Origin of the sequence: Rheinheimera sp. UJ63, assembly GCF_021568285.1 — a bacterium.
Classification (GTDB): domain Bacteria; phylum Pseudomonadota; class Gammaproteobacteria; order Enterobacterales; family Alteromonadaceae; genus Alishewanella; species Alishewanella maricola.
Genome location: NZ_JAKGTQ010000009.1, coordinates 1 through 18,886, shown reverse-complemented (window position 1 = coordinate 18,886; position 18,886 = coordinate 1). Strand labels below are relative to the sequence as shown.

Annotated in this window: 12 protein-coding genes; 8 read left to right on the top strand and 4 right to left on the bottom strand. The window is 41.1% G+C overall.

Features of this window, described 5'->3' with window-relative positions:
- Positions 1-83: 83 nt before the first annotated feature.
- From L1N97_RS15910 to L1N97_RS15900, 3 genes are all read right to left on the bottom strand, one after another.
- Complete coding sequence (locus tag L1N97_RS15910) at positions 84-2,492, bottom strand: DEAD/DEAH box helicase family protein (protein WP_236130477.1); 2,409 nt, start codon at positions 2,490-2,492, stop codon at positions 84-86.
- Positions 2,492-3,073 carry a class I SAM-dependent methyltransferase gene (locus tag L1N97_RS15905; protein WP_236130476.1) on the bottom strand — a complete coding sequence of 194 codons (582 nt, stop codon included), beginning with the start codon at positions 3,071-3,073 and terminating at the stop codon, positions 2,492-2,494. Before L1N97_RS15905 ends, L1N97_RS15910 begins: the two co-directional genes overlap by 1 nt.
- Positions 3,074-3,189: 116 nt before the next feature.
- The gene (locus L1N97_RS15900; RefSeq protein ID WP_236130475.1) at positions 3,190-3,915 is read right to left on the bottom strand and encodes a hypothetical protein; all 726 of its coding nucleotides are present in this window, start codon (positions 3,913-3,915) and stop codon (positions 3,190-3,192) included.
- A 764-nt stretch (positions 3,916-4,679) separates the two neighbouring features.
- On the opposite strand from L1N97_RS15900, the gene L1N97_RS15895 reads away from it, so the two are divergent.
- The 4 genes from L1N97_RS15895 (at position 4,680) to L1N97_RS15880 (ending at position 12,679) form a co-directional block, all read left to right on the top strand.
- The gene (locus L1N97_RS15895) at positions 4,680-5,717 is read left to right on the top strand and encodes a hypothetical protein (RefSeq protein ID WP_236130474.1); all 1,038 of its coding nucleotides are present in this window, start codon (positions 4,680-4,682) and stop codon (positions 5,715-5,717) included.
- 707 nt (positions 5,718-6,424) lie between these two features.
- On the top strand, positions 6,425-6,904 hold the full coding sequence (locus L1N97_RS15890) for a hypothetical protein (RefSeq protein ID WP_229588271.1): 480 nt from the start codon (positions 6,425-6,427) through the stop codon (positions 6,902-6,904).
- 28 nt (positions 6,905-6,932) lie between these two features.
- The gene (locus tag L1N97_RS15885; protein WP_236130473.1) at positions 6,933-9,437 is read left to right on the top strand and encodes a hypothetical protein; all 2,505 of its coding nucleotides are present in this window, start codon (positions 6,933-6,935) and stop codon (positions 9,435-9,437) included.
- Positions 9,437-12,679, top strand: coding sequence for a hypothetical protein (locus tag L1N97_RS15880; protein ID WP_229588275.1), 3,243 nt, complete (start codon positions 9,437-9,439; stop codon positions 12,677-12,679). The genes L1N97_RS15885 and L1N97_RS15880 overlap by 1 nt, the downstream gene beginning before the upstream one ends.
- 274 nt (positions 12,680-12,953) lie before the next feature.
- Here the strand turns inward: L1N97_RS15880 and L1N97_RS15875 are convergent, their stop codons facing one another.
- On the bottom strand, positions 12,954-13,580 hold the full coding sequence (locus L1N97_RS15875; RefSeq protein WP_229588276.1) for a haloacid dehalogenase-like hydrolase: 627 nt from the start codon (positions 13,578-13,580) through the stop codon (positions 12,954-12,956).
- Positions 13,581-14,094: 514 nt separating this feature from the next.
- On the opposite strand from L1N97_RS15875, the gene L1N97_RS15870 reads away from it, so the two are divergent.
- The 4 genes from L1N97_RS15870 (at position 14,095) to istB (ending at position 18,564) form a co-directional block, all read left to right on the top strand.
- Entirely contained in the window at positions 14,095-15,024 is a 930-nt protein-coding gene (locus tag L1N97_RS15870; RefSeq protein WP_229588278.1) for a DUF4861 family protein, read from the top strand.
- 9 nt (positions 15,025-15,033) lie between these two features.
- A complete protein-coding gene (gene rhaM, locus L1N97_RS15865; protein WP_229588280.1) occupies positions 15,034-15,348 on the top strand; it encodes an L-rhamnose mutarotase in 315 nt (104 codons plus the stop codon).
- A gap of 904 nt (positions 15,349-16,252) precedes the next feature.
- Positions 16,253-17,806 (top strand): IS21 family transposase, encoded by a 1,554-nt coding sequence (gene istA, locus L1N97_RS15860; RefSeq protein WP_236130472.1) that lies wholly within the window; start codon positions 16,253-16,255, stop codon positions 17,804-17,806.
- A gap of 11 nt (positions 17,807-17,817) precedes the next feature.
- Positions 17,818-18,564 carry an IS21-like element helper ATPase IstB gene (gene istB, locus L1N97_RS15855; RefSeq protein ID WP_236130471.1) on the top strand — a complete coding sequence of 249 codons (747 nt, stop codon included), beginning with the start codon at positions 17,818-17,820 and terminating at the stop codon, positions 18,562-18,564.
- Positions 18,565-18,886: the final 322 nt, after the last annotated feature.

Below are 18,886 nucleotides of genomic sequence, written 5' to 3'. Positions count from 1 at the left end.
ATTTTGGTGGCAATATGTCGATTTAACCCAGCGAACTGCTTTTTAGCCGACTCGATTTAGCCTACTAGGGTGTTTAAGACTTATTAAACCAGGGCATCACGCAATAAATATTGCGCTAATCGCAGGTCAATTAACTCATGTGTTAACGCAGTCAGTGCTTCAATATCAGCAGGACGAACCTCAAAGTTAGCGGCAAACCGCCCTGCATTCAAAACAAACCAAGGCTTACTAGCCGCTTTATCTTGCTTGGCATAAAAATGGATCGGATTTTTACACCAATACTGATGCCATTTTTCACTGTTGTTGTCTTGCCTAAGTGCAGCCGGAACGTCTTTCTCTACTAAATCGGGCCGGCGCCAAATTTGTTGCCGGCTTTGTTTAGCTAATTGGTGAGTACTGACGGGCGCACTAAACCCATCTAACGCTAAAAAAGCCCGCAGCAAGATCATTTTAAAACATTTGTTCATGCCGGTCGTTTCAACACCATCGCGTAACCAATTACCATAACGTTCAAGCAACAACGCCATTTCAGCATCTTCAGTTTGCTTTGCCACTAAGTTAAACCAGCTACCGTGTTTATCTCGCACTTTTTTGATATCGAACCCTGCTAGCACAAACTCTGCCGCCGTGGGGCGATGCCCAAGCTCTAACTGCAATTGTTGAAAATCTTCAGCCGCCGTGTTTTTCACTTTACGCACTAACTGCTGCCAAAAATTGACCACTTCAGGTGCAAAATTAATATAACAACCTGGCGCTATCTTTGGCTGTTTTGCCAATGTACTGGTAATGGCTTTAACACCACTAACGTTATACAGCGCTGCCGGTTTATTTAAAAATGACTGATGGTTACCAATAAAATCAAGCACCACCAAATGCGTTTTGCCGACGTGTTCAGCTTGGCGTAGCCCACGACCTAATTGTTGTAAAAACAAAATCTTTGACTCTGTTGGTCGTAACATCAACACCGTATCAATAGCGGGTAAGTCAGTTCCTTCGTTAAATAAATCAACCGAAAACAGCACACTCAGCTGCGCTTGCTGCAATTGGCTTAATGCTTCATTGCGCCGTAATACACTACCTTGGTAAACCGCAGCCGCGGCGATGCCCTGCGCATTAAAATACTCGGCCATGTAATCGGCGTGTCGGCGTGACACACAAAAGGCCAAGGTGCGCTGTTGTTTGTGTTTTTGCCAGTGCTCAAAAATGTGTGACGCCCGCTTGCGCGTTGCGAAGGCGCTGTCTAAGGCTTTGGGATCAAACTTACCACTGCGCCATGGGATCTCTTGGTAATCAACAAACTGATCGTAAATGCCATAATAATGAAATGGCGCCAAGATACGGCTTTCGATGCCATGCACAAGATTGCGTTCAAACACCAAATTGTTATCACACAGCGCCAGAATATCCGCCTGATCACTGCGCTCAGGCGTGGCGGTTAGCCCCAATAGAAATTCAGGGGTAAAATAATGTAATAATGCCTGATAACTGGGGCTGGCAGCATGATGAAATTCATCGACAACCACATAATCAAAGTGATCAGGTTTAAACTGCTGCAAGTGCGCTACTTTACTTAACGTTTGGATAGACGCAAATAACAAGTCAGCCTCGGGTGCTTTTTCTGAACCGAGATATAGACCACTACTTTTATTCGGGTTTAACTGACTAAAGCTTTGCTGCGCTTGCAATAAAATTTCTTCACGATGGGCCACAAAAAGCACACGTTTGACGGCCAATTGCTTGGCGTCAAACGCTGCCAGCCAGGTTTTACCCATGCCGGTTGCAAGAACCACTAAGCCGCGCATATACCCTTGTTGACGGCTCTCGGTTAACGCCGCTAATGCCAACAACTGTGCCTCATTGGGCGTAAAACGCGGCTCTTCTTCAATAACCGCATCCACTAACTGTAAGCGTTGTTGTTTATTTTGTTGGTAGCGCTGCAAATAAGCCGCCCACAGTGCTTCTGTTAGTGGCTGGCTTTGTGGGTGACTAAATATGGCAGCAAATTGCTGGCGAATATCAGTAAACTGGCACTCAACAGCATATTTCTGCTGAAAATCATGGCGTAATGTCCACTCATGAGAATTTAGCAGTGCTGTACGGCTAATGTTATTGGAGCCAATATAAGCGCAGCCCTCTTCCATCACCCCCTCATAGCCTTTAACAAAGATATAGGCTTTCATATGAAACGGCGTGTTAGCTTGGCAACAAAACAGTTTCACTTGGGCGCCTTGCTCGCAAAGCAGCAACAGCTGGCGTAATGCCTCTGGCGAGGTGATATGCAAATAATCAGAGGTCAGTATTTTGATTTTAGCGCCAGCGCTTAACGCATCGGTTAACGCTGGCAACAGCAACTGCAAACCCGATGGCTGAATAAACGACACACTGATTTCAACTTCTGTGGCGTGATTAATTGCCGTTAATAACTTGGGTAATAGCGGGTCATTTGCGCCACCTGTAGTAAGCACCTTACCTTGGAATAACTGCTGCACCATCAGGCAGTTTTCTCCAAAATCGCATTTAACCATTGCTCATCTGCGCGACCTGGACGTGCATCGGCACTGATCCAAACTTTTTTAATACGCAAACCAGAACCATCTAAGAACGCAGCTAAGCGCGCCTCATTGGCGTTAGTAAATTGCCGCCCTGCTTTGACATAGTCGTTGTCACCATACTTGTAAGAGCAGTACAGGATCCCTTTGGGTTTTAGCCATTTCGTTAAATGCTGAAACGTAGTTTGCTGCTCAGCTTTGGGCACGTGCAACAGCGAAGCACACGCCCAAATAGCATCAACGTTTATCGGAGGGGTAAAGCGAAGAAAGGTACTATGTGCCACCGCGATACCGGTAACCTGTTCAGCGATGTCGACCAGCGCCTTACTGGCATCAAAGGCCAATAGCTGAAACCCTTTAGACAGGAAAAAGCGACTATCCCTACCTGCACCGCAACCGGCATCGACGATAACACTACCCGGCGCCAGCAGCGGCAAAAACTCTTCATAAAGCAACGTCATATCGACACTGAGGGTGTCATGCGCAAAACTCGCAGCTTGCTGATCGTAATAACTCACCGACATAAAACCGCCTCAATCCATGATGTTGTTTAGTATTATCAATAAAGTGTGATTTGAGCAACGTATAAATCTGTGCGCTAAAGTAATTTTGACACGTGCTTAGCCTGCTTTCATCAACATCACTTTCGCCATATCAACCACCCACCCGCCGCCAGCAGCACAACAAAAGATAAGCCAAACCATCTAAAGTGCCGATGATAATCGCTCTCAGCTTGCACTCTTAGGGTTAGGCTTGATGGCAATTCTAAATTTTTATTTTCAGCTATATAGGCCTCGAGAATTGCAAAAGTGGATTGTTGTATCTGCTGATCGTTTTGCTCAATTGCAGGGCTAATGTTAACGACAGTGTGTTGCTGCTTTTCCCATTTTGTGATGAATTGCTGGCGTTGTTCCGCTTTATGGTCTGCACATTTTACAAAGTCAGTTTCAGACAAGTTTTTTTGCCGACAATGCGTTGGCACTTGGTAGAAATCAGCCCAAGCAGCCGCTTTGCTTCCACTAAAAATAGCATTATTTGCCGACCAATCGGGCATATCCTTCAGTGCTGACTTTGCCGGTTCAGACAACATAGTACTCTCAGGTGTGTTGGTATTTTCTGAGGTGTTTTGCGGTGAATGGCTTACAGGCGAAGATGCTTGATTACAACGCAGGCCGATGATCTGAAATAACTCGCGGTCTCGCTCATTTAACCAATTACCTTCAGCGACACCATAGCCTGCATTCATTCGCTTACGAATGTATTCTCTTTGTTTTTTTAACTCATTACATTGCGCTTGGGAATACTGAGTTGAAGCGATTAGGGGATTATGAATAAGCATGAGTACTGCAACCAATATCCATTTCATGTTCGGGCTCCTTGCCTTCGATCAATTCAACGCTTATTTACATCGGCGCTAATTATAACACGCAGTAACAATTCAGCTAAAAGACGGCCCTGCTGCTTGCGATTAATGAACGTTACTTTACCATCGGTTATCGCGATACATAATTAAAACTCGTAACCAACGGCTGGCTTTAGCGTGGTAAGACTGACTTCAACGGTCTTACCAAGCTCTATATTATTAGTACTCACACCTACCGTGATTTGCCCTTTCAACAGAGAGACAAAGCCGCTCAAGCACCTCAACACTCGCCATACCACGGCACAATAATTTATCACCTTGCAACCTAAAACTGCAATTCACTGCTGCGAACAGTGTCAAAAAACACCAAGCAATAAAATCCCCTGTTTTAGCCGCGTCGTTGCTTCGAACGCGGGACCTCCGCCAATGGAAAAGAGCTCGCCTTAATTACCCCTTTTAAAATTGATGCCACAGACCCACCAAAACCTATGATTATAGTGGGGTTTGTGTAATAAAGGCCAATCAAAGAAAAGCCCGCAAATAGAGCGCTACATGAGTAAAGACAAAGAAATGACTATCAATGAGGCTCTAGAGCGGCTCTATGAGGAACGCGTGAATCCCTCTTCATCCCGTATTCTTAAATAAATATAATTACCTAATGGACATTTTTGATCATTTACTTAGCTAATCGCTAATAACATCACGAGTCTGAACTAACCTATATAACTCTCAAAACAGTTTTAATTACGATTATGAAAAGCGCTAACGTGATATTAAATGACTCGACTGCTAGGCGCAGTCTTAGGCTTCTTCATGCCATCAATCTTCTCCATCAACGTGGCTACCAAAACTTAGCCATTTTTCCTTATATGTTTGCTAGCGGTTTTTATTGGCGACTACAACTGCTGCCCATTCAAGCACTTTATATCTCTATAGAAGGTGAACTCGCCTGCTGCTCCTTAGGTGAGCGGTTAGAGGCTTATCATTCAAGTGGGGCAACAGGTAACCAATATTTTGGTTGGGAGGACTGTAAAAACCATACAGCTGAACAACTTGCTGACGCCATCGAAAATAGGTTTCCAGAGCTAATGGCGTTCTGTAAGGCGAACAATGCTCGTTATATCGGCTGGTTTAATACCATGCTCACCTTTGCAAGAGTAGGCGCATTGCCACTCGCTTTTCGAGAGTATTCTAAGCCCCCCACAAACGGCATGCTCTCAACATTGGACGATATTGTTATCCCGTTACCCGATTTGCCTGTCGCTTTTACTATTAATGGTAAAGACTATATCCAACGCGCTTATACCACCCTTGAGTGGCAGGTTATTAATTGGCACGAGGCGTACCAAAGCATTATTGATTCACTAGTGGCTGGCAACAATATGGTACTGCCTAAAATGCCATTAAAAACAGCAGAGATAGAGGAATTTGGTGCTTACTGGGAAGGCGCAGTGTATTGGTTACATCAACACCTGCATGTAACCACTTTTGCTGAATATCTTGCGTTTCTTGAGTCACCAAAACGCCATAAATCCGGCTCGCTATTTATGCAGGCATTTAATAATCAAGGCCAGCTTCAGTACCTCACGGCATTTTTTGCAAAAAGACAGTTAATCACTAAAAAATTACGTTCGAATAAGGAGGGACTGTATTGGACTCAATGGTTACAAACCTTCGAACTACACGCTAAAGCATCTGATTTAAGAAAAATACCGAATCCTTATTTTGGTGGCGATAACGCTCTGCATTTGGGACTAGGCTTACCTAATACAAAAACTCGTCCTTCGTATTTAATATGCTCTTAATTAACCAACGTATCGGCTGTCTTTATGAGATGTTTTGTTCAAACAATATATTTGCTTTGAACGTCAACCAGAAATTTTACTAAGAGCATTAATTTAAAAAAAGGGCAAAGGTCAATTTTGTGCATGATTTGGCAAGATAAAAAATAGGATGGTCACGATATGGTCACAATGTGGTCACAAGGCATAAAAAAACCACCTGGCTTTCGCATAAGTGGTTGATTTATATGGTGCACCCGCCGCGATTACTCGGGCTGTCCTGCCCTCGCCCTTCGGGCCAGCGGAGCTGTTCAAAAACGTTCCAGACGTTTTTGTCGAACAACGCGTTCTCACTGGGCAAAGTACCAAAAACACAAAAACCACCTTAAGGTGGTTTTGATGTTTTATGGTGCACCCGCCGCGATTCGAACGCGGGACCTCTGCCTCCGGAGAGCATAAAATTTTCAAGGGAGATAAAAAAGGAAGGCGCGACATAAAAATCATTAAAAACAATATTTTACTGGCAGAAACTTGCTGGGAGACAACTAAAATCCATACTCAATGAGCGCCCATATTACACCGGTTTATACCACTTTAAAACAATTAATTTGTCACACTATTGCACTTTTAAAAATAACATTTTAGATTACTGCTCTGAGTTGAAAATGTCACCGTTCACATATCTGCTCAAAATATAATCAGCTCTACTTGTATGCACTAAGGACTAGGCAATGAACCAATTCATTCATGTATCTTTTGAACAACTTAAAGGTATCCACCCAAGTCTTAAAGAGCAGATTTCTCAGCTTTATGGATTAATGTATAACGCAAACATTAACGACATCTCATTTAACAGCTTGTCACGCTTACTAGAAGTATTCCCAATAGCTGTAGTTAAAAAAGGTACATCTGAAAATGATTACTTCGTTGTAAGTGGATTTAGACAATTCGAATTACTTAGTGCCTGTCATGCCGCTTCGAAACTGGATTCATCGTTTGATATCGATCAGCTAAATATGTTTAAAGTAATACTAAAGAAAAAACAGAAAAAAGAAGAACTATTACAATTTGCATTAGACGACATAGCAGGCGGAGCGTTGTTGTTTTCATTAGGAACCAAGGTCAGCGCACAACTAGAAATCATCAAGAGTTATCTCAAACCATCAATTCTGGACGATTACCCTAAATACAAACAAAAAAGAAATGTGTAACTTGCCTTTAGAAGTTGGATGAATAATCTTGTATAAAAAAGCATTAAAAGAATTAGGTATTAAAGATGATGAAGAAATCAGTTGGTTTTCTTCTTTATTAACCGAAATTGATGCTCCTAGTTCACTAGATGGCATTATTGGGGTGCTCAAAAATATTAGAGCTGCATTCGATGACATATGGATGGACGACATACACAGAGACATAGCGCTAACTAAAAGGATCCAATATCTTCTTGAGGCATCTGATAGCTTATTGGGCATAATAAGAAATAATGGAAACCCTAAGAAATATAAAAGAAATAATGAAAAAACTGAACTCAATGAATTATTCCGAGGCTCTCTTACGGATTACCCCTTTTACCCTATCTTCTATTTAATAAACAGAAAAAATGCTAGCTTTTTCAAATGGATTAGGCACGTTTTGCTGATGCTAAAGTATCTTGTTAGAAACAAAAATGATGATACTGAACGCTTTAAGGATTATGAATACAACTTATTGAGTGTCTTCTTTAGAAGACTAACAGTAGACACAACCGCTATAACCTGGCTTGAAATGATGGATTGCCGAAAATGTCAAAACCTATCTGAATTCATTGGCTTTCTTTACAACTACAGAACATTTTACAAAAAAACCAATAACTTAAATCACATCTCACTTCTTAGTCCAGGATCTCTATCATCTGAAAGCAAATCAGATAATGCAATATATCTCTACCATGAAATAACCAATTGTATAAAGGTCCTTGAGATACCTTTAGGCAAGCGAAAAAATAGAAAACAGATTTCTAAGATTAAAAGAAACCACGCTAACCCTAAAGAGTCGATCAATAACCATGGTGTTACAGAACTAGAGAGAGACGTCATTGTTCAAATTGAAAGTCTCGCGAATGGAACGAAAGATGACGAGGTTTACTCAATTCAGCAAGTAAGTATGAGTGATGATATCGACGATGCCGGCGAAGAAGTGTTTGAGCAACAACATGAACAACTTTATGTATTCACTGATCACGAGCCTGTTGAAGCTTATATAGCTGCATTTCATGGCAAAAAAGTAGCAAAGGGAGTAATAAAAAAGATTGAGAGGCAACATCATTACCTGAAAACTGAAAATCGCACATTATCTAATACAGAAGTTAGTCGAATATTAAATTTTTGCCTTTCTCCAAAAGAAGGCCCTGATAAGTTATTTGCTGCATTTTATCTAGCTATGATATTTTTTTCAGGCCAAAAAGAACATGATTTATCAAACACTGACGTAAGCTATATAGACTCAGCAAAATCATATCCTCATGTGAATCTTAGCAAAAACACTTTCGTGATACCTGCTTTTAAAATTCAGTATTCCTCAGACAGTAACCATGAATGTTCAATCAAATACTCAGAATTTTTGCATCTGCCTTTACCAAAGGTCTTATCAAACATCGCAGAAGAATTATTAGAGGGCTATTATTTATCTTCTAGCAGCCTTTTTCGGACATCAGCCACATATATAGATAATGTGGAGAAAGAATTAGGTATTAAAGTTATACGCTCGAAACTCGAAAATCACTTATTTTTAAGAGCATGCGCAATGTTTGGTAGTGCTTGTGCAACTCTTATGTTCAACAGACCGGCGCCAGGAAGTCAGGCAAGATTATATTACACCGCCCTCCCCATTTCTGTATTGCAAACAAGATATAGAAAACTCATTGAAGTCATATCACTCGAAGTAGGAATAGAAATCCCATTTTGTGATACAACAGACTCAAATGAATTAAATAAAACTTTTATTGGTTGTCGCGATTTGCCAACTTTTACGCAATATAAGCAGCTTATTAGCGGCATTCAAAATAAATTAGCCGACTTAAAGAAACGCCTCCCTCACTCAAAAACGACTAAACTCGATGAGAACAGTAATTGGACTCTTGATCCATTGATGCAGTTTCATAATTTTTATACAGCGTATTGCATTGTTTGCCAGGGATTATTATCAGGAATTAGACCTACACATGATGGGTTTATAAATATGTCTGAAATACTCGCTGACTCAAAAGTAGCCATAATAAGAGACAAAGACAGTGCAGACGAGTTTCATACTCGGACACTTCCGCTTCATCAATATGCGATTAAAATTGCACAAATGTATCGTAACCATCTCATGTCGATGTTAAGTCACCTTCATAGACTGGATTTACTCAGGAAATGGCAAGAGCTAGGGTGTCCCGAACCGTTTTTTTTTACAGCTTCCAACATAAAAAATGGCTCAGTAAAAGTAACTGTTAGTTCATATAGACCATATATTTATATCCAACAAACATCTGATTTTTTCAAACTACCAGCAAATAGCAATCGTAAGATTCTACGCTCATACTTTGAATTAAAAAATATTAACCCCATTTTCATAGATGCATTTCTTGGCCATAGCAATATCGGAGAAAGCCAATGGCATGTTTTTTCCACCTTGTCTATTAATGATATTCGAAAAGCAATTGAACCTTTGTTGGATGAGATACGCAAGTCGCTTGGTATCAAAGCACTTCAGGGTATCGATTAATGCAATTTCACGAACTGCCTGAGACACTACAAACATTAATCAAGAAGAATGCTGATAAGAAGTATTCAGACAAGCTCGTTAACTATTATGTATTAACACAAAATAAATATGATGAAATTTTTTGGCTCATGTATAGAACTCAACATCGAGACGAAAACGGTAAACCGATATCATCAAATCAAGCTACTCGTTTTATCCACTACCTAAATGAATACATTACCGCCTTATCAAAACAAGTACCGAATAGTATTAAACTCAGAAACCCCGTTCTAATTCGTAGACCCAAGCCACCGTTACGACACAAGTATGGCAATGATTTAAAGCTAATTGAACGACTTGATAAGACGTTTAAAAGTGAACCAGACTTATGCCTTAGCAAACCTAAAACGCTATCAGAGCAAAAATCACATGAATGGGATGCACGTTTTTACTTGGGTCAATTGATTTATTCTGCCATGCGGTTTGGCGGATTACTGCGCCTTGATTTAGTTAACTCATACTTTCATAACCTTACTCAGGGCAAACCTTTCTTTAAAGAAAATTTATGCTGGTTTGAATTAACAGGCTCTTCAAATGATTTTCATGTTTGGATACCAGATCCTGTAACTATGAATTTTTTACCCCGCTTTTACAAACATAGAAATTCTAATATAGATGAAATAAGTGACTTTCTAAAAAATACAAACTGGCGGTTGTGCCTGAATGCTTACCTAAAAAATATTGGTGACACATCACTTCGAAAACATCGAAATAAAGCTTTAGTTAGTCTATTAATTGCTAAATTGTCATTAACACAAACTCCGTGTCACTTACCTGTACTCGACGGGACACAACCCAATCTAACACTGCAAAGAAACTCCTTCTATCGTTTAATTGGTATTCATGAAAAGAAGGTAAGCAACTTAGCAATAGAAGAAATGAGAACATCATCCGTAACAGGCCCAAGGATTAGTGAAGACTTTAAGTTACCAGAATCAGCATATACAGACTGTGCCGAGGTTATGAAACAAGCCAAAGCGGAATTAAAAAAACTCTTAACGGTAACTCAGTCAGAACGTAATAACATTAATGAAAAAAAAATAACCTTTTCAGAAATCTCTAGTACCTTAAAAGTCATTGCCTCTAATTCTGAATATAATTTATTACCTATCACTCGATTGCTCATCTCATGGACGGCAACTCGTTTAACGTCCAACAGTCGTTGGTCTAATAAACTTAAGCCGTCTAGCTTACTATCATTTTTAGGTACTATTTTCTCCCCTATGAGCAGAGTTTTTGGCGCGAAACAAATACACCAATTGGAACCTTCTTCTTTAGATGAGCTATATCTTGAGATTATTGATGAAGCACCAAACTTACGTGGACAACTAAAACGAACTCGGATCCTTCGTGACTTTCATATTTATCTTGAAAAACAATACAACTTAACACCAAGTTACATTTTTTCTGGGTTTATTACTGATACTGTGAAAAAGACACAGATGATGGTAGATGCCAATATTCTAATGCCGACAGAGTATTTTGACCTACTTAGATTCATTTCTGAAAAGGCTACACAGGATAAAGTGCCAACTTTAAAGTATGCTCAAATCATATTATTAATTATTGGATTTAGATGCGGCCTTAGACGAAGTGAAGTTTATTATCTAAGGATATCAGACATTTATCCGATAAATGAAAATTGGAATGAAAAACGAGAAATTAAGATAACCAAAAGAACTGAAATGCTGATCCGCCCGTTTGAACAAAGAACGCTCAAAAGCTCTGCCGCAGAAAGAAGGATCCCAATTGGCCAACTACTCAATACAAGTGAAATAGGCTTTTTTAATCGTTATCTTGAAAAAAACAAAATCACAACACATACAACGTATCTATTTACCAACCCAATGACGAACAGTCTTTTTGATCAAGAAGAGTTGTTTAACCCTCTAGTCTCATTATTAAAACAAATAACTGGAGATGACTCTTTTCGCTATCATCGACTCAGGCATAGTTTCAACACATGGATTTTTTGGTATTGGCAGCAGCATAAATATCAATATGATTTCCCATTGGTTTCGTATCTCAGTCATGAGTACATGAAGCATCTTATTGACGCACGTAAGGTATATTTTCAAGGTAAAGGTGAACACGAAATTCGCAGCGAGTTGTTTGCAATAAGCCTTTTGACAGGTCACTCAGGGCCATCTATAACCATATTGCATTATATGCATTCTTTTCAATGGGCCTATCACGCCGAGTTTTGGAAAGAGCAATGGTTTTCGCCTGATACATCAGCAAAATTACTCGATATTCCACGTAGAACATATTTTGATAAACTTAAAAAAGTTGGTTTTCACATGACCTTGTTAGATGCTATTTCGGAATATTGTCAACGTCCTGAGATTGCAGAACATGTTAAACGTGAATTAACTTTTACTACAGGAAAACAAACCGCGTTAGCTGAATTAGAACTGTATGAAGCATTATTGACGTATAACGAATGGTATTTGTTTCCTTTTCATTTAGGTAAAACAAGCATATGCCCTCCGCCATACGAATGGGCCAAGAAAAATAGCATTAATGAAAAAAAATTTGAAAATGCAGTTAGACTTCTTAACGAGCTTCAAAATAAGAAATGGCCAGGTAAATATGGAGCGTCAATTAGAACAGAAACTAACCTTTCAACTCATAATAGTTTCGAATTAGAGTATGGTGATGACAATGTTATTTATCCCTATTTTACTCTAAGAAAAAGTCCTATTCATAACTTTGCAAAAGCAACCATTAATTTTATTATCCCACATTTTTTATCACTCAATAACCATGATAAAGAAAGCGTCCTTGAAGCGTGTAAAAGAACACTGATGTTTCAAACAAAAGACTGGGCTAGTGCACAATTTTGGGAGGCTGATGATCTATGGTTGTACCTTGAACAACTGTATCCATTGCTAGTTAAAATCCACACTGCATATCAATTCAGATGTCAGATCCGTGCCCGCCGGGAACATCCAACATCAAGTTGGCATGACTTAATTGATAAATGGGCTACTCCGAATAAATTTAAGCACTTTTTTTCAACCAAATTTACACCTTACATAGACACAGGTGTTGATGGGTACGCTTTATTTACTGTTGAACGGCTAAACCATGAAGAATTAGGTCACAAAGTGGGAGACCATGGTTTTTTTGTCTCGCTAGCGCTTATATATTTCAGCTATGCTGAGAGTAATTACCCACTGCCACCAAATGAAATTATTTAAAATGCAAAATGCCAATGCAAGATTACCTAATGACAAATCCAAGTTAAAAAAATGAGGTTTTTTTGGTGAGCAATTAAAATGCCTGCTTCTTGTGAAACCATCAAATTGAGTGGCGAGACATTACCAAAATTTACATGCTTTGAGTCCAATCGAATTAAGTGGGCACTTAATCAGTATTATTATTTTAATATCCTCGTAAGTTAGAGATGATGATATGTTTTTCAGTACACAGGTCGTGTATGGATATAGCGTTCTGTAGCAGAATATTCATAAACTATACAAAACACTCTGGAACTACAAATGTTTTGTCAGCTAACTCAATTAGCCCTGCATCAGTTCCATGTGGGTCATCACAATAAACATCTATTGAATCCGGACTTCCTAATATATTCATTTTCATCCATTCCCTGAGATAAACACCTTTTCCAACTCCAGCGTTTACTCTCGTAACACCCTTACTACAGATCTCAGAGGAAATAAGCTTGACTGATTCAACCTCCAACAGACTTCTATCTTTCAATGCGGACATTGCACCTTCAGCTATAAATCTGATATTTGCCGTGCTAATTAAAACGACATGACCATGTTTTGTCGCACTGTCATTAATCACTTTTAAAGCCTGTTTATAGTAAAGCCCATTTTTAATCAGAATGGACATTTTTTTATAGCCAAGCGTCCGTAACTCACTATCCCATCCTGCCCCTCTTAAATTCAGATATGTTCTACAAAGCTCAAGCACCGATTGAGCTGAATTAAACCCGTTGCCATTTTTTTTGACAATCTTGTTGATACTTTCGAATTGATTTTTGTCTAATATGTCGTTAAAACAACTGAAGAAAAGGTCATTACCAGGATGTGTGATTGTCCCATCAAAGTCGAAAACAACTAATTTACTTACCATTTAGTGTCCTTGCTGATTCTGCGAATGCTTTGAGCCAAATGTCAGAAATTAAGCCACCGAAGATACTTTATTTAATGTTCGGTAAACTCTCAGTAACCCTTTTTCGAGAGTGCGTTTTTGAAATATAAAATTTTGCAAGTTGCAGTAAATTCACAGTACTCCATAAGTATCGAAAAATTTTTCGATTTACCATGATTAGTAATTTCGATAAAGATATGTATGGTTTGCGATAAATTTATGGGGACAACCTAGAAATTAACAACACTAACCCAGATTCGCATCAACATTATGCGATGATGCAAGCACTTTTTGCTTATAGAAAGATAAGAATAGCCAACATGCAATTTAGCATTTTCACAACTAAAGCATTATTAATACGACTTTTAAAATTGCAATTTAAGTCACTATACTGCATTATCGGTCACTCAAACAAGCGTTAAATTTCAAGATAGCGCAAACTCACAGATCCACGGGACATTAATTTTGAGCCACTGACTAATTTATTGGACATTTTATGACGGTAAAAACTAGAACTCTGTTGAAAAGCTTTAGCCTAATTGCGTGCGGAAGTTTATTTCTAACGGCATGTATCTCGACTATTGATCGCGGTGATTCAGTAAACGGTAAGTCGAAAACTTCAAGCCCTACTCAAGTAATGGCTTATGGTCGTTTTGTGCCTGAGCGCAGTGACGATTTTGCTTGGGAAAATGATAAAGTAGCGTTCAGGGTTTATGGCCCAGCAGCTCCACTGAAAGGTCATTCAAGTGGCGTAGATGCCTGGTTCAAAAAGGTGGATTATTCAATTATTGATAAGTGGTATGAAGGATTTGTAAATGGTATTTCATACCATATAGACTATGGCGAAGGTTATGACCCCTATCATACTGGAATTAGTCGAGGCGTTGGAGGCTCAGCTGTTTGGCTTGATGGCAAGGCCTACGCAGCACACAGTTTCAAGCGCTATGAAATCTTGGAGAATAGTGGCGATAAAATCTCCTTTAATCTAACTTACGAATGGTATACCCCCTTAGGAATTGTCAAGGAAGAAAAAAATATCTCTTTGATTATGGGATCTCAGCTCTATCAGGTCGAGTCCACTTTTACTCTAGATGGCAAACCCGCTTCATTACCTATCGCGATTGGTGTAGCCACCCATGATGAAAAAGCTTCCGTTCATCACAACGAAAACACCGGAAGGATTGCAGCCTGGGAAGTGATCGATGGAAAAGGTGTAGGCACAGGAGCATTATTGGCGCCAAGTCAGCTTAAAGAAATTAAACATACTCCCAGCGAAGTCAAAGACGAAAGTCATATCTGGCTAATTACCGAAACTGATGACAATGGAAAACTTTCTTATAAAGCAGGTTTTGCCTGGGAAGGTGCTGGTGACATTACCACGCTATCTCAATGGCTGCTTTATTTAGATCAACAAGCTATTAAATAGGTCAGAGTTATGGAAAAAATCGCTTTTACAATGACATTACTGCCCGGCTTTGAGGCTGAATATAAAAAACGTCATGATGAAATCTGGCCGGGACTTGCCGCGATGCTTAAACAATCTGGTATATCAGATTATTCTATCTACCATGATAAAAAGACCAACACTCTTTTTGCGGTATTGAAACGCACGACTGATCATAAAATGGATGAACTACCACTAACACCCATTGTAAAAAAATGGTGGGCATTTATGGCGGACATTATGGTTACCCATGCTGATAACTCGCCTGTCGTCACTCAACTTGACAATGTTTTCCATCTGGAATAGTTAAATTGTTATATAAAATAGCAATTTACACTATATTTGACCAACCAAAGTGTTTCTGTTCTGGCAGTATAGAATAGAGTCCTCAAAAGCACATAAGCTATAATTATTAATAGCAGTTTACCTGTTCTCGATAATCTTAGAGCAACCCCAATCATGTTGAGGTTGCTCTATGCCACCTACCTAAGCGACAGGCTTGCTCACCTTTTCTACTCTTGTAACTTATTCCCTTTATAAAAGTAGTAAAATAGCAAATTAATAAGCAAAATCAGCATCGCAGGCAAGACAGTGTTGATGAACGAAGCGAACCCAAAATAGTTCAAGGGAGAATTAACTCAGTATGAATTCTATTAACCAATAAGCAGGATCTGTCTACCTCTTTAAATTATCAGGGTACTCATCATGAAACGCACTAAAGAACAATGGCTAGCCTTATTCGCCGAGCAAGCCCAAAGTGGCCTCACTCAATCGGCATTTGCTAAATGAAAAGGGATTATCTCGACCTATTTCAATCTCCGTAAACGCCAGTTGTTGGCTCATCAGAATGTTGACACCGGTTTCATTGAATTAGCACCACAAAGCTCGCCACTGGCCCGGCATATCCTGCTAAGCAAGCGTGATATGGAATTGTAGCTTCCAGCAGAGACGGATGCACTGTGGTTAGCCGCCTTGTTCAGGGCACTTTGACCATGAAAATGTTCCTCGATGTGCCTAAGGTCTATTTGTGCGTATTTCGGGATGATCCGGCCAGCGATTTCGGCATGAGTCGGCCACCCATTTCGGTATCATCCGGCCACTGATTTCGGCCTCATCCGGCCACCTTTTTCGGTATCGTCCGGCCAGTTTGTTCTTCCTTCGTTTTACGGACTTTGGCATAACAGTTTTTTAACTGTTCGCCGGAGTAGTCATGACACGTAAAAAGAAAATGGTAAGGACAGATATGCACACTTATCTGGATATATTTCGCCTCAAATTCGAGGCCAAGTTAAGCGATCGGCAAATCTCTCAGGCTTTAAATATTGGCCGGGCAACCATCAGTGATTTGGTTATCCGCTTTAACAATTTAGGCCTGAGCTGGCCGCTGGCTGCCGATTATCCGCTTGATAGCCTAGACAAACAGTTATTCCCCGGCCGTGATTACAGTACGCAGCGGGTATTGCCGTCGTGGGTGCAGGTACACCTTGAGTTGCGCAGAAAAGGCGTAACCAAGCTGCTGTTATGGCAGGAATATCAGGCTGAACATGGCAGTAACGCCCTTGGCTACACGCAGTTCTGCGAGCATTACCGGCGCTGGTATGCTGTACAAAAACGCTCGATGCGACAGCATCATGAAGCCGGTGAGAAGCTCTTTATCGACTTCTGTGGCCCGACCGTGCCGGTTGTGAACCCAGAAACAGGCGAGATAAAACCGGCTGCTATCTTCGTCGCCACTATGGGTGCATCTAATTACACCTATATTGAAGCCTGTAAAGGTCAGGATATGGCATCCTGGCTGATGGCGAACAGCCGCTGCCTGACATTTTTAGGTGGTGTGCCGGCGTTATTGATACCCGATAATCTCAAAGCAGCGGTTGATAAAGCGGATAAGTTCGAGCCGGTGCTTAACGACAATTACAAAGCGCTTGCCAGGCATTATGGTTGTGCGCTGATGCCCACCCGACCACGTAAACCGCAGGATAAAGGCAAAGTCGAATCCGCTTTACTGATTGTTGAGCGCTGGGTATTAGCTCGGCTGCGCCATCAGGTGTTTTACTCACTGGCTGCGCTAAATCAGGCCATCTGGGCACTGAATACTGAGCTTAACCAGCGGCCCATGAAGCATTACAACGGTGCCAGCCGTGAGCAGTTGTTTACCTTGCTGGATGCGCCTGCATTACAGCCATTGCCGCCCTATGCCTATGAGTACACAGATTACCGCATTGCAAAAGTGGCTAAAGATTACCACGTACAATACGACTATCACTGGTACTCGGTGCCACATCGTTTAGTCGGTGAGCGGGTTGAAATCAGTGCCACGCAAACGCTGGTGAAGGTTTACCATCAGGCTAAATGTGTCGCACAGCATCCCCGCAGCCATAACGCTTACCGGCACAGTACGGATGTGGCACATATGCCAGAAAACCATGCAGCCTATCAGGAGTGGAACCCGGAGCGTATTCGCAGCTGGGCCAAGCATATTGGCTCCAGCACCCTGGCGGTGGTCTTAGCGGTTGAACGCAGTAAAGACCATCTGGTTCAAGCACAGCGCGCCTGCCTGGCGCTACTGAGCGAGCAAAAACGCTACGGCAGCGACCGACTGGAAAATGCCTGCGCACTGGCCATAAGCCGCCAGCTACCTTATATACCGGTCATCAAAAAGCTGCTGAAAACCGGTGAAGATATGCGCTGGCAACCGGATGAAACCAACACCATTATCCCTGGCACACACATCAACATCCGTGGCTCAAAATACTACCAATAAGGACAACACTAATGGATACACTACTTATCCAACTGCGCCAGCTTAAGCTGGCAGCCATGGCAAGTGCGCTGGAGCAACAACGCCTTGCACCCCATACTTATGCCGAACTTAGCTTCGATGAACGACTGGGATTACTGGTCGAGCAAGAACATCTGGCGCGGGATAACACCCGCTTACAACGCTTGCGCAAACTGGCTAATCTGCGCCTTAAAGCGACACCAGAAGGCTTACGCTATCCGGCAAAGCGGGGCTTAAGGGCTGAGCAAATTACGCCACTTATGCAAGGACATCACCTGACGTACCACCAAAACATCTTGATAACCGGCCCCACCGGCAGCGGCAAAACCTATCTTGCCTGCGCCTTAGGTGAGCAAGCTTGCCGCCAGAATAAACGCGTGCTGTATTACCGGTTAGGCCGGTTGTTGGAGAGCTTGAAAATGGGGCATGCCGATGGTAGCTACCTTAAGCAACTGGTACAGCTACAAAAAGTAGATATGTTGATCTTGGATGATTGGGGCCTTGAGGGATTTAAAGGTAAGCAAGTCAGCGATTTATTGGACGTAATTGAAGATCGCTACGAGCAACGCAGCACAATTATCGTCAGTCAATTACCGGTCTCAGAATGGTACGGCCTAATGGATAACCCGACGGTTGCTGATGCGCTATTAGACAGAGTGATCCACAACGCCCACCGATTGGAATTAACAGGTGAGTCACAACGTAAAAAAACACTGGTTCAGGGAGAAGAAGTCGGGTAAAAAGAGAACATAAACGAAGGTCAGATCATGCTGGCCGGATCACACCGAAACGCCTGGCCGGATGAAACCGGAACAGGTGGCCGGACAAACCGAAATACGCAATTTGCATTACGTTGATAATGCTTTGCGATAATTCGTTAGCGAAACTTGAACCGGCCTCGCCAGAATAGCTAAAACACCTTGCTTAGATTACATTATTCGTAAGCGTCCGGCGATCACAGGTTAGCGCTCTGATTTAAGTGTCCACTTAATTTTAGTGGACACTTAGTGTCTTAAATCGCGTCACCTGACTGTTTAGATAGATCGATATTCCAAGGTAACA

Bases quoted from the DNA above. Each gene is read 5' to 3' on its own strand.
- L1N97_RS15870 (WP_229588278.1), top strand. From the start codon at position 14,095: ATGACGGTAAAAACTAGAACTCTGTTGAAAAGCTTTAGCCTAATTGCG.
- L1N97_RS15900 (WP_236130475.1), bottom strand. From the start codon at position 3,915: ATGAAATGGATATTGGTTGCAGTACTCATGCTTATTCATAATCCCCTA.
- L1N97_RS15880 (WP_229588275.1), top strand. From the start codon at position 9,437: ATGCAATTTCACGAACTGCCTGAGACACTACAAACATTAATCAAGAAG.
- L1N97_RS15890 (WP_229588271.1), top strand. From the start codon at position 6,425: ATGAACCAATTCATTCATGTATCTTTTGAACAACTTAAAGGTATCCAC.
- L1N97_RS15910 (WP_236130477.1), bottom strand. From the start codon at position 2,492: ATGGTGCAGCAGTTATTCCAAGGTAAGGTGCTTACTACAGGTGGCGCA.
- L1N97_RS15905 (WP_236130476.1), bottom strand. From the start codon at position 3,073: ATGTCGGTGAGTTATTACGATCAGCAAGCTGCGAGTTTTGCGCATGAC.
- istA (WP_236130472.1), top strand. From the start codon at position 16,253: ATGACACGTAAAAAGAAAATGGTAAGGACAGATATGCACACTTATCTG.
- L1N97_RS15875 (WP_229588276.1), bottom strand. From the start codon at position 13,580: ATGGTAAGTAAATTAGTTGTTTTCGACTTTGATGGGACAATCACACAT.
- istB (WP_236130471.1), top strand. From the start codon at position 17,818: ATGGATACACTACTTATCCAACTGCGCCAGCTTAAGCTGGCAGCCATG.
- rhaM (WP_229588280.1), top strand. From the start codon at position 15,034: ATGGAAAAAATCGCTTTTACAATGACATTACTGCCCGGCTTTGAGGCT.